At 44.6% G+C, this 11,301-nt stretch carries 10 protein-coding genes; 3 read left to right on the forward strand and 7 right to left on the reverse strand.

What is annotated here, in order from left to right; all coding sequences use genetic code 11:
* Window positions 1–63 precede the first annotated feature (63 nt).
* A complete protein-coding gene (locus tag JHC35_RS08520; RefSeq protein ID WP_295044217.1) occupies window positions 64–1,533 on the reverse strand; it encodes a flagellar hook-length control protein FliK in 1,470 nt (489 codons plus the stop codon).
* Between the two features lie 185 nt (window positions 1,534–1,718).
* Between JHC35_RS08520 and typA the strand changes: the two genes are divergently transcribed.
* The gene (gene typA, locus JHC35_RS08525; protein ID WP_295044219.1) at window positions 1,719–3,524 is read left to right on the forward strand and encodes a translational GTPase TypA; all 1,806 of its coding nucleotides are present in this window, start codon (window positions 1,719–1,721) and stop codon (window positions 3,522–3,524) included.
* 14 nt (window positions 3,525–3,538) lie between these two features.
* On the opposite strand, the gene JHC35_RS08530 is transcribed toward typA, so the two are convergent.
* From JHC35_RS08530 to JHC35_RS08555, 6 genes are all read right to left on the reverse strand, one after another.
* On the reverse strand, window positions 3,539–4,759 hold the full coding sequence (locus JHC35_RS08530) for an NAD(P)/FAD-dependent oxidoreductase (RefSeq protein WP_295044221.1): 1,221 nt from the start codon (window positions 4,757–4,759) through the stop codon (window positions 3,539–3,541).
* A gap of 71 nt (window positions 4,760–4,830) precedes the next feature.
* Window positions 4,831–6,273 (reverse strand): cytochrome c oxidase accessory protein CcoG, encoded by a 1,443-nt coding sequence (gene ccoG / locus JHC35_RS08535; RefSeq protein WP_295044223.1) that lies wholly within the window; start codon window positions 6,271–6,273, stop codon window positions 4,831–4,833.
* A gap of 13 nt (window positions 6,274–6,286) precedes the next feature.
* Window positions 6,287–6,937, reverse strand: a complete 651-nt coding sequence (locus JHC35_RS08540) for a recombinase family protein (protein ID WP_295044225.1) — start codon at window positions 6,935–6,937, stop codon at window positions 6,287–6,289.
* Between the two features lie 89 nt (window positions 6,938–7,026).
* The gene (locus JHC35_RS08545) at window positions 7,027–7,812 is read right to left on the reverse strand and encodes a UDP-N-acetylmuramate dehydrogenase (protein WP_295044228.1); all 786 of its coding nucleotides are present in this window, start codon (window positions 7,810–7,812) and stop codon (window positions 7,027–7,029) included.
* A complete protein-coding gene (fliQ, locus tag JHC35_RS08550) occupies window positions 7,809–8,075 on the reverse strand; it encodes a flagellar biosynthesis protein FliQ (protein WP_295044236.1) in 267 nt (88 codons plus the stop codon). Before fliQ ends, JHC35_RS08545 begins: the two co-directional genes overlap by 4 nt.
* A gap of 97 nt (window positions 8,076–8,172) precedes the next feature.
* Complete coding sequence (locus JHC35_RS08555) at window positions 8,173–9,036, reverse strand: MqnA/MqnD/SBP family protein (RefSeq protein ID WP_295044231.1); 864 nt, start codon at window positions 9,034–9,036, stop codon at window positions 8,173–8,175.
* A 177-nt stretch (window positions 9,037–9,213) separates the two neighbouring features.
* Between JHC35_RS08555 and recA the strand changes: the two genes are divergently transcribed.
* Together recA and eno are read left to right on the forward strand one after the other, a co-directional pair.
* A complete protein-coding gene (gene recA, locus JHC35_RS08560; RefSeq protein ID WP_295044239.1) occupies window positions 9,214–10,251 on the forward strand; it encodes a recombinase RecA in 1,038 nt (345 codons plus the stop codon).
* Window positions 10,248–11,301: phosphopyruvate hydratase (gene eno / locus JHC35_RS08565; RefSeq protein ID WP_295044233.1), on the forward strand; the 1,054-nt coding region annotated here is incomplete at its 3' end. The genes recA and eno, both read left to right, overlap by 4 nt.

Here is an 11,301-nt window from a genome sequence, read left to right on the forward strand (position 1 = left end):
GTGGTTGACGAGGTGGTAGAGGTTAATGTATTTCCGTATGCGTCGATTGCCATGATAATCTCCTTAGGCGTAGTGTGGAATGATGATTTCTAGAGCACTGAGTTGCTCTTCGTTGAGTTGAAGTTCTTCGAACGACTCGTAAGCACGGAAGCGATTTTGTTGTCCTTGTTGCTGCTGTTGACCTTGTTGCTGGTTATTTTGCCCATCACCGCCGGACATGAAGTTCATGGTAGCATTGGTGATCCCTTGTGAAGCGAGTTGAGCTTTGAGCTCGGTAGCATTGTGGGCCAAAAAGGCAACGCTGTTTGCATTGTTAGACTGGATATTCACATGGACGTTATTTCCCCGTTGTACCAACGTAACCTCTACTTCACCCAGTTTTTCCGGATTGAGTTTCATCGTGAGACGGGTGAAGGGAGGTTTGTACTCTTGGACGGCCTCTTTTAGATCATTTGCAAAATAACGCATGCTTTGCGAGGCCTCTTTGGATTTCACTTCCAAAGAGTCTGCTTTTGGAAGATGGGAAATTTTTTGGGATTCCCCTTCGATTTTTGAGAGGGAGGCATTTTCGGATTTTGACTCTTTGGATTCGAGATTGCCTTGGAGCAAAGCGATTAACATATCGCTTTTTGGTGTAGTCGCAGCGACAGGTGTGATGGTCTCATTTTTCTCTTTCTGCGGAGTTGCAGAGGATTCTTCTTCGCTTTTTAGCGGATGCTCGATTTTTTGCAAAAGGGCTTTTAATGGCTCTTTTTCGTGTTTTTCGGATACATCTGAAACCGATGTTTTATCTTCACTGATCGTTTCGGATTTCTTTTGTTCTTTGTTTTTAAATTCGCTCAATAATTGGGTAATCGATTCAATGGTTGCCGTATCTTCGGATAGCTGAGTCGGTAAAGCGGCAATCGCTTTTGTATCGAACAACGTTTTAGAGAGCAGTTCGGGAGTAAACTGGGCCTTTTCTTCCTGATCGGCAATCAATGTCCCAAGGGTGATTTTTTGCGGTTCCAAACCTAATTTATCGGCTAATTGAATTAACCCTCCGAGTGTTTTCGGAAGCGCTTTGGAATCGTTTTGATAGTCGGGATTTTTTGAGGTGATCTCATTTTTCAGATAATCTTTTGCTTTGTGGATCAGTGTTTTCATCTGATTTTCCGTTAATGATCCCATCAACTCTTTTGAAATACCCAAAAGTATCGTTTGTTCATCTGTCCCTAAAAGCGATTGAAGCTCTTTGAATTGAGAGGACGGCAATTCGGCAGTATTTGTTTTTGACGAGGCGGTTTTTGTCTCTCCGGCTTTCACGGGAATGTTTTTTGGGTCGATGATCGTTTTAAAGTCGCTTGATTTGGTTGTATTGGTACCGTCCGTTTTGAGTGTTTTGGCATTTTCGGTTTTGGCTGTTATTCCAAAAGAGCTTAATAGCTTAGCAAACAAGTCGTTCGAAGACGAAGAGGCTGTTTTTTTACTATTTCCTCCCAGCAGTTCGATCAACGACTGGGAGTCTTTTGTCTCTTTGGTTTGTGCGATCATCGATGATCCTTTTTGGTGAGCGGACAGAATACGCTCTTTGGTTGATATTGTTGTAACACAAGCAAAAAATATTCCATTGTATAGAGGGCTGTTCTAATGCAAGAGTATAAAATTGCCTTAACATTTCCTTAACCTTATGTGAGATATAATCCGCGAAAATCTTTGCCCTAATCTAAAGGACAGCAATGCAAAAAATTCGTAATATCGCCGTAATCGCGCACGTTGACCACGGTAAAACCACCCTTGTTGACGGATTGCTCAAGCAATCCGGAACGTTCGGAAGCCACGAACAAGTAAATGAGAGAGCAATGGACTCTAACGCCCTTGAAAAAGAGCGTGGGATTACCATTCTTTCAAAAAATACGGCAATCCGCTACGGCGAGTACAAGATTAACATTATCGACACTCCGGGCCACGCCGACTTCGGTGGTGAGGTTGAGCGTGTTTTGAAAATGGTTGACGGAGCTTTATTGCTTGTTGACGCCTACGAAGGGGTTATGCCTCAGACAAAATTCGTTGTTAAAAAAATGCTCGGTCTTGGAATCAAACCGATCGTTGTTATCAACAAAATCGATAAACCATCAGCGGATCCTGAACGTGTAGTTGACGAAGTATTTGACCTTTTCGTAGCCATGGACGCGACCGAAGATCAACTCGATTTCCCGATCGTTTACGCTGCTGCGCGTGACGGTATCGCGAAAATGGATATGTCTGAGCCAGACGGCGATTTCACGTGTATGTTCAAGACTATTTTGGAAAAAGTACCTGAACCGACCGGTGATGCTGAAAATCCGACTCAATTGCAAGTTTTCACCCTTGACTACGACAACTACGTCGGTAAAATCGGTATTGCTCGCATTTTTAACGGTAAAATCGCAAAAGGGGATAACATTCTCCTTGCAAAAGCGGACGGAGAGATGATCAAAGGGCGTATCTCTAAATTGATCGGATTCCTTGGATTGAACCGTATGGAAATTCAAGAAGCCGAAGCGGGTGATATCGTTGCTGTTGCGGGTATCGAGACGGTAGATGTCGGGGATACCATCTGTGATCCAAGTAATCCGATGCCGCTTGATCCGATGCACATCGAAGAGCCGACATTGACCGTTGTGTTTTCAGTCAATGACTCTCCGCTTGCAGGTCAAGAGGGTAAGCATGTTACGGCAAACAAAATCCGTGAGCGTTTGGATGCAGAGATGAACACCAACGTAGCGATGCGTTACGAGACAGTCGGAGAGGGTAAATTTATCGTTTCCGGTCGCGGTGAGCTTCAAATTACCATCCTTGCAGAGAACATGCGCCGTGAGGGGTATGAATTTGGTATCGGACGTCCTGAAGTTATCGTAAAAGAGATCGAAGGGGTCAAATGTGAACCGTTCGAGCACCTTGTTGTCGACCTTCCGTCTGATTTCGCTGGAACAATCATCGAGCGCCTCGGCCGCCGTAAAGCAGAGATGAAAGCAATGGTACCGATGGGTGAGGGCTTTACCCGCATAGAGTTCGAAATTCCTGCTCGCGGTTTGATCGGTTTCCGTGGACAATTCTTGACCGATACAAAAGGTGAAGGGGTTATGAACCACTCATTCTTGGAGTTCCGCCCTTACACAGGGAATGTTGAGAGCCGCCAATACGGAGCATTGATCTCTATGGAAGACGGTGTTGCATTGGCGTACTCATTGTTCAACCTCCAAGATCGCGGTGTCCTTTTCGTTGCTCCGCAAACGAAAGTGTACAAAGGGATGATCATCGGTGAGCACAGCCGTTCAAACGACCTTGATGTTAACCCGATCAAAGGTAAAGCGCAGTCCAATGTCCGTTCATCAGGAGCGGATGAAGCGATTAAACTGGTTCCGCCACGTGATATGAACCTTGAGCGTGCGTTAGAGTGGATCGAAGATGATGAACTTCTCGAAGTTACTCCGTTGAACATCCGTATGCGTAAAAAATGGTTGGATCCAACCGATCGTAAACGTTACGCGAAAAATAAGTAAGAGCGCTTGCGCGCTTACTTGGCCATCTCTTTTCCCGCAATCATTCCGCTAGCCCATGCAAAGTTAAAATTATATCCCCCGCGTCTTCCGACAATATCGAGCACTTCACCCGCAAAATAAAGCCCTTCAACCAGTTTTGATTCCATTGTTTTGTGATTCACTTGCGCTGTTGATACACCGCCCCCGCTCACTTCAGCGTGTTTAAACCCATGTGTATCGGTTACCTCAAACTTCCACTCTCGGATGAGATAAACGAGTTTTTTGATCTCTTTTGGACCCAACGTCGATACGCAAACACTCAGAGGAATTTGTGCATCGTCGAGGAGATACGTGACTATCTTGGCAGGGAGAAGTCCGCATAGAGCGTTTTGGACGCTTTGATTCGGAATTGAGGCAAAGAGCTTGTCGAGAGTGTTGGTCAGTGTTTGGGTGTCAAACTGAGGCAATAGATTGAGAGAGAGACTAACACGTTGTTTGTGAAGCAGAGCAAAAGAGGCTTTTTGGCTAACGTCAAGGATTGCCAACCCTGAAATGCCGTAGGAGGCGAAGAGGATATCTCCCGTTACTGTTGTGTTACTTTTGCCGTCGATCAAGAGAGTCACTTCGGCAACCGTTTTAACGCCCGCCATTTTAGGTGCATGTTTGGATGATAGATGGAGTTGCACAAGGCTGGGGTAGGGTGGAATGATCTCATGCCCGAAATTGCGGGCAAACGTGTATCCATCCGCAGTTGCACCGAGCTGAGGCGCCGCTTCGGATCCCGTAGCAATGAGGACTTTGTCATAACGGCGTTTGTTATTATCGGATGTGACGATAAATCCCGCACTCTCTTTGGAGAGAGCCGTTACGGCACACTCGGTAAGGATAGTTACACCTGCGCCGCTTACAGCGCTTTTGAAGGCGATTAATACCGATTTGGCTTCATTGGAGAGCGGATAGCAACGTCCGTCATCTTTGATATCGAGAAGAAGTCCGATGGAGTGGCAAAAACTCTGAAAATAGTGAAAACTCAGTTGCTTGAGCGCATAGGTGACAAATTGGGGATCGCTCCCCGCATAGTCATGATAGGATACTGTGGTATTGATGATATTGCATCGCCCGTTCCCTGATGCCAATATCTTTTTGCCTACGGCATTATTGTGTTCGTAGAGGGTAACATTCGCACCGGAACGTGCCGCTGCGAGTGCCGCCATAAGCCCTGATGCGCCACCGCCGATGATCGCTATTTTTTTCATAAAGGTATTGTAGCTAAATGGGAAGAGTGAAATAAAGGTTAAGAGAGGAGGATTCCCCTCTTAGTAGAATTTTATTTGAGCATATCCGCACGCGGGAAGGTAAAGGTTGAATGTCGGATAACAACCACTTTATCTTTCGCATCGACTGCATACGCTTTGATGGTAATCGGGATCACGGTATCTTTGCGGTCGTCGTTCACCAAGAGTTCATCGGTGTAGAGTACGACTACTTTTTTCTTGACAACGCCTGGTTTAACTTTGAACGGTTTTTCCGGCTCAGCAATTTTGATTTTACCTTCCATTCCCGCAGGAGCGATGACATCAAAATAGTAGTCGTGATCTTCGTTCAATGTGTTTTGAAGCAAGAACGTATACGCATTATCAACTTGTGTTTTACCCTCATTATTGGTTGTAATGGAGTACAAGCGGTTCTCTTTATTGATATTGAGAAGCATATACTCTTTTTTGCTTCCCATCATCGCTAGGATAACGCTGACAATGATCAAGATAGCCGCATACCCGATAATTTTCGGACGGAGATAGTGGGTTTTTCCTTTTTGGAAAAGGGTCTCTTTCTCACTCGACCACTCTACAAGAGTCGGTTTCCCGAGTTTGCCCATAACTTCGGTACATGCATCGACACACTCCAGACAATTGATACATTCAAGCTGAAGCCCTTTACGGATGTCAATGTGGGTCGGACATACGGTGACACAGCTTTCACAGGTCGTACATTCTGCATGTGAATTGACAGCAAGAAGATCTTTTTGTTTGGTAAAGAGTTTCTCTTTATTTTCATTATAGATCTCACCGCCACGGTTTGGATTGTAGATCGCCATAACGGTATCTTCATCATACAATACCGACTGAATACGTGAATACGGACATACATAGATACAAAAATTTTCTTGCAAGAAAATAACGTCATAGACCAAGAAAAGGACGATGATGATGATCGCACCCATAAGAACGGTATGTTCCATTGGGTTTTGGATATAAGTGAGAAAATCTTCCGGAGGGACGAAATACCACATCAGATCGGCTGCGGCAATGAATGCCAAGCCTGTCCAGATCAACAAAGCGACGACACGCTTAATTTTGTTTTCTGGTTTTGAATAATCGGGCTCTTGTTGTTTGTTTTTGATCCGTTTACGAAGACCGAGAAGTTTTGTTTCGATCAAATCACGGTAAACGACACGGAAAATGGTTTGAGGACACATCCATCCGCAAAATACCCGTCCGCCCAATACGGTGATACCGAAAATACCGATAAAGAGGATCATCAGCAAGAATGGCATTAAATAGAGCTCTTGCATATCAAATTGGATAAACATCAAATGAAGTTTCAGTTTATCGAAGCTTAACAAAAAGAGGTGGTTTCCCTCAATGCGAATCCACGGAATAACGAGTGCGGCGACGGTCACTAACCCGTAAAACCAATACCGTTTAATCCGCCATGGTGTCCATCCGGACAAATACTCTTTCCCTTTAGGGGATACTGTTTCTTCACTCATTATACGACCTCCATTATATGATTGATTCATCGATCGGACACCGGATTGTTCCGATTACTGTTGCCTCGGCGTCAATATCGTCTCCGATAGCGTTAACACCGCTTATGACCTCTTTGAGTTCGCGCGATTCTATATAGTCTTTGAGTGAGCTTCGGCTCACACCCAAAATCCGTGCGATCTCGCTGACACTTTTTCTCTCTTTCAATAATTGGATGATTTTTTCCAAATAAATATCGAACTTTGAAGATGATTTGGAGCCACGCGGACGTCCAATCCCTTTTTTGGCATCATCTTGCAACACTTGACGGAGCTGATCGATGAGACCTAAAACGACCATTGTATCACTTTTACGGTCGATTACGACCCCCGGTTTGACAAAATGGATCGTATTATTGTTTTTGAGAAGACAGCTAAACATTTGAACTACATCTTCGATGCAGCTGCTTAACGTCCACGTATCATAAACGATTAGCGTATCACCGTTCAAAGAACGGAAGAACCGAACTACTTCATGGCGTTCGCTGAGTCGTTTGTTTTGTGACGTTTGATCCACCATCTCTTCGGCGATAGTGATCTCTTTTTGCGCGGCATAGCCGTTGATCAGTTTTAGCTGTTCATAAACACCGTCGAAATCTTTATCGGGACGGATATAACTAACAATCATTGTATGTTTTAATCCTTTACAATATTTTAGTTTCATCGTCATTCTAACAAAGTTGACGACTAAAGTCAATACAAAAGATTATTTTATCGTCATAAATTCTGATCAATGATAACGATCTCGCATTGAAGATCAATATCGAAGGTCTCTTTTACACGGCTTCGAGCCTCATGGATCAAGGCTATTGCATCGTGATAGGTACCACCTCCCAAATTGACGAGAAAATTGGCATGAACGTTACTAAACGACATCCCACCATGCTGAATCCCCTTTAACCCTACCGCTTCGATCAGCCGTCCCGCATAATCGTTCGGCGGATTTTTAAAGCAGCTCCCTGCACTCGGATCGCTGGGTTGGTTGGAACGCATTTGGTTGAACATCTCATAGCGCTCGGTGGAATATCCGACCTCCGCTTCAAACACGGCTTCAAAAATCACTTCATTAATAGAGGTTTTTCGGTAGCCGTATTCGATCTCCTCTTTTTTCTTCCATCCGCTTTGTGTTCGTATCGCGATGAGATGGTTAAAAATCTCATACTCTTTGAGTCCGGCATTCATCTTGAGCATACCGCCCAGCGTTCCGGGGAGTTTGGAGAGGTACTCGAAATGGGCGATATCGTTTTTTTTGCAAAACGAAACAACCCGTCCACCGGGCGTTGCGGCACCGACATGAAGAGCGTCATCTTCCAATCGGATAAAATCGTACTCTTTCGAGAGGATCATAAGCGGCGGCGGAGTTGGGGAAACTAAAACATTGTTGGCTGAACCGATAATCAAATGCCCTTGCGGGACGGTATCGTTTTCGATCAACGCTACGTCGACGGTAGGACCGATGCGAATCGAACTGAACTTGGAAAAATTGATGGTTTTCGTGTTCATTGCATGAAATTCGGAATCATATTGAACATACGGATGGTAAAGTCCTGCATCTCATTCATCATCCATGGCATGGTGAGGACGATAACGATAACGATACCGATAACTTTGGGGATAAAACTGAGTGTCGCCTCATTGATCTGTGTCGTTGCCTGAAAAATACTGACGGCAAGTCCGATAAACATTCCGATCAATAGAACGGGCAACGATAAAATCAGAGCGATTTTGAATGTTTCGATCCCAAGACCGATCAATTCCGACTGCATCATTATGATTTCCTTACGCCATCGGAACTCGTCCCGATAGCTACGCTAACGCTATGTTCTCTTCGGCAGAGAGCCCACGTGCAGTCCACCGCACTCATTATGAATACCTCAATTCGGTGTATTCGAGGGGGATCATAAAATCTTTTGGGTCAATTTTAGCATCAAAGAAACCGTGTTGATATCCGAGTGCAAACAAAAGTTCGATCGCTTTATATTGTTGTTCGTTCAGAGTAATCGACTCATCATTTGCGTACAGTTCGAGATATTTCTCCAGCGTCGGAGCGTCAATACGGACAAGGTTGCGTTCCATTAGCATTTTAGAAAGGCTCTCTTTGTGATCGCGTGCGATTTGAACCGCTTTGGTCAAAATATTTTCATACTCTATTGCGGATGTGAGAGGGAGTGAACGGCGTATTGCCATGCCCCCAAGAGGGAGAGGGAGATCTTTCCCGCCAAGCTCACACCACACATCCCACAATTCACGTTCCACTTCCAATGAATCATCGTATCCTAAAATCGATTCATGGATCAAAACTCCCGCGTCGACTACTCCGTCTAACACGGCTTGTTCGATTTCTAAAAAATTCATATAGACGATTTTTGCATCGGGATAGGCAATTCGAAACAAGAGAGCATTGGTGGTATATTTTCCGCTGAGGGCGACTTTGAATCGTTTTTTGAGAACAGTCTCTTTTTTGCGGATCAGTTTTGGACCGTACCCCTGACCGAAGCTGACCGCTGTACGTAAAAGAGCGTAATCGTTGCGAATATGGGGATATAGACCAAAACTGATGGCACTGATGTCATAGGTCCCTTTGAGCGCTTCGGTGTTGAGTGTTTCAATATCCAAAGCAATGTTGTCAAAGGTTGTATTCTCTTTTGTAACCCAGCCAAATTTGATGGCATAGTACATAAAGATATCATCGGCATCCGGAGAGTGGGCAATCACCATTTTTTTCACATAAAATCCTATTGTAAACGACAAATCAATTAAATTTTAACCAAATAACGCTAAAATATCTCTATTCCAGAATGCGAATTATTAATATTGCAATTTGTCATATTTTAAAAATATATTTCAATTTGTCATATTATGACGCAACTTTAAAACATTTTAGTCTCAGGAGAGCACCGCATGATGGATCCAAATAAACTCAAATCGCTTGAATTGGCGATGAAGCAAATCGATAAAACGTTCGGAAAAGGGACGTTGATGCGTCTTGGGGACAAAGAGATTGAGCCCATCAACGCAATCAGCACCGGATCGATCGGGCTTGATTTGGCGCTCGGAATCGGTGGTGTACCCGAAGGGCGTGTCATCGAAATCTATGGGCCGGAGAGTTCGGGAAAAACGACTCTTAGTTTGCAAATTACGGCAGAATGTCAGAAAAAAGGGGGTGTTTGCGCATTTATCGATGCGGAGCATGCCCTTGATGTCGGTTACGCTAAAAATTTAGGGGTAGACGTTGAAAATCTTCTCGTCTCCCAACCTGATTACGGCGAACAAGCGCTTGATATCGTCGAAACGATCGTTCGCAGCGGGGCTGTAGATTTGATCGTGGTTGACTCGGTCGCGGCATTGACCCCGAAAGTAGAGATCGAAGGGGAGATGAACGACCAGCAAGTGGGGGTACAAGCCCGTTTGATGTCAAAGGCACTTCGTAAATTGACCGGTATCTTACACAAGATGAATTGTACGATCATTTTCATCAACCAAATTCGGATGAAAATCGGAACAATGGGGTACGGTTCTCCCGAAACGACAACGGGCGGAAACGCTCTGAAATTTTACGCATCGGTACGTATCGATGTCCGTAAAATCGCTACGCTCAAACAAGGTGAAAGTCAAATCGGAAACCGCGTAAAAGCCAAAGTGATCAAAAATAAAGTGGCACCGCCGTTCCGTCAAGCCGAATTTGATATTATGTTCGGTGAGGGGATCTCCAAGGAGGGAGAGCTTGTCGATTACGGCGTCAAACTTGATATTATCGATAAAAGCGGAGCTTGGTTCAGCTTTGAAGATGTAAAATTGGGTCAAGGGCGTGAAAACGTCAAACAAAAATTTAAAGACGAGCCGGAATTGGCTCGCAAAGTCGAAGAAAAAATTAAATCCGCTATGGGCGTATCGGGCTTGATAGTAATGGATGAATCTGATATAGGTGAGGTAGACGAATGATTTTTATTGATGAAGTAAGTGCAATCGAAGTAATGGATTCACGTGGGAATCCGACAGTAAAAGCAACAGTGCAGTTAAGTGACGGAACACGTGAAAGTGCAGTCGTTCCGAGCGGTGCAAGTACCGGTAAACGCGAAGCGTTGGAATTGCGCGACGGTGATGATAGCCGTTATATGGGCAAAGGGGTTCTCAAAGCGGTTGAAAACGTCAATACGCAAATCGCCGATGCGATCATGGGACTTAGCCCGTACAACCAAGCGATGGTTGATGCGGTGATGAAAGAGCTTGACGGAACCGAAAATTACGGAAATCTTGGTGCAAATGCAGTACTCGGTGTTTCTATGGCGGTTGCGCGTGCGGCGGCAAAAAGTCTCGGCATTCCACTCTATCGTTATCTTGGCGGTGCGAATGCAATGGTTCTTCCTGTACCGATGCTCAATATCATCAACGGCGGAAGCCATGCGGATAACAGCGTTGATTTCCAAGAGTACATGATTATGCCAATCGGGTTTAGTGATTTCTCCGAAGGGCTACGTGCCTCTTCTGAGGTTTATCACAACCTTAAAAAAATTCTCAAAGATCGTGGTGCCAATACAGCGCTTGGTGATGAGGGTGGATTTGCGCCAGATTTAAATGACAACGAGGAACCGATTCAGGTCATTATGGAGGCGATTACAAAAGCAGGGTACAAAGCTGGAGAACAAATTGCAATCGCAATGGATCCTGCAAGTAGCGAGTTTTATGTAAACGGTCGCTATGAGCTCAAAGGTGAAGGAAAATCTCTTAGTAGTGAAGAGATGGTTGATTACTATGTCAATCTTTGCGACAAATACCCAATCGTATCGATTGAAGACGGTTTAGCAGAAGAGGATTGGGCAGGTTGGAAAATTATGACCGAAAAATTGGGTTCACGTATTCAACTTGTCGGAGATGATTTGTTTGTTACCAATGCCAATATCTTGGCCGAAGGGATCAACAAAGGGATTGCCAATGCCATTTTGATCAAACCGAACCAAATCGGATCCGTATCTGAAACGATGCTTACCGTTC

This window comes from Sulfuricurvum sp., assembly GCF_022759005.1.
Classification (GTDB): Bacteria; Campylobacterota; Campylobacteria; order Campylobacterales; family Sulfurimonadaceae; genus Sulfuricurvum.

Excerpts from the sequence above, each read along its gene's own strand:
- JHC35_RS08520 (WP_295044217.1), bottom strand. The coding sequence starts at position 1,533 with ATGATCGCACAAACCAAAGAGACAAAAGACTCCCAGTCGTTGATCGAA.
- typA (WP_295044219.1), top strand. The coding sequence starts at position 1,719 with ATGCAAAAAATTCGTAATATCGCCGTAATCGCGCACGTTGACCACGGT.
- JHC35_RS08530 (WP_295044221.1), bottom strand. The coding sequence starts at position 4,759 with ATGAAAAAAATAGCGATCATCGGCGGTGGCGCATCAGGGCTTATGGCG.
- ccoG (WP_295044223.1), bottom strand. The coding sequence starts at position 6,273 with ATGAGTGAAGAAACAGTATCCCCTAAAGGGAAAGAGTATTTGTCCGGA.
- JHC35_RS08540 (WP_295044225.1), bottom strand. The coding sequence starts at position 6,937 with ATGATTGTTAGTTATATCCGTCCCGATAAAGATTTCGACGGTGTTTAT.
- JHC35_RS08545 (WP_295044228.1), bottom strand. The coding sequence starts at position 7,812 with ATGAACACGAAAACCATCAATTTTTCCAAGTTCAGTTCGATTCGCATC.
- fliQ (WP_295044236.1), bottom strand. The coding sequence starts at position 8,075 with ATGCAGTCGGAATTGATCGGTCTTGGGATCGAAACATTCAAAATCGCT.
- recA (WP_295044239.1), top strand. The coding sequence starts at position 9,214 with ATGGATCCAAATAAACTCAAATCGCTTGAATTGGCGATGAAGCAAATC.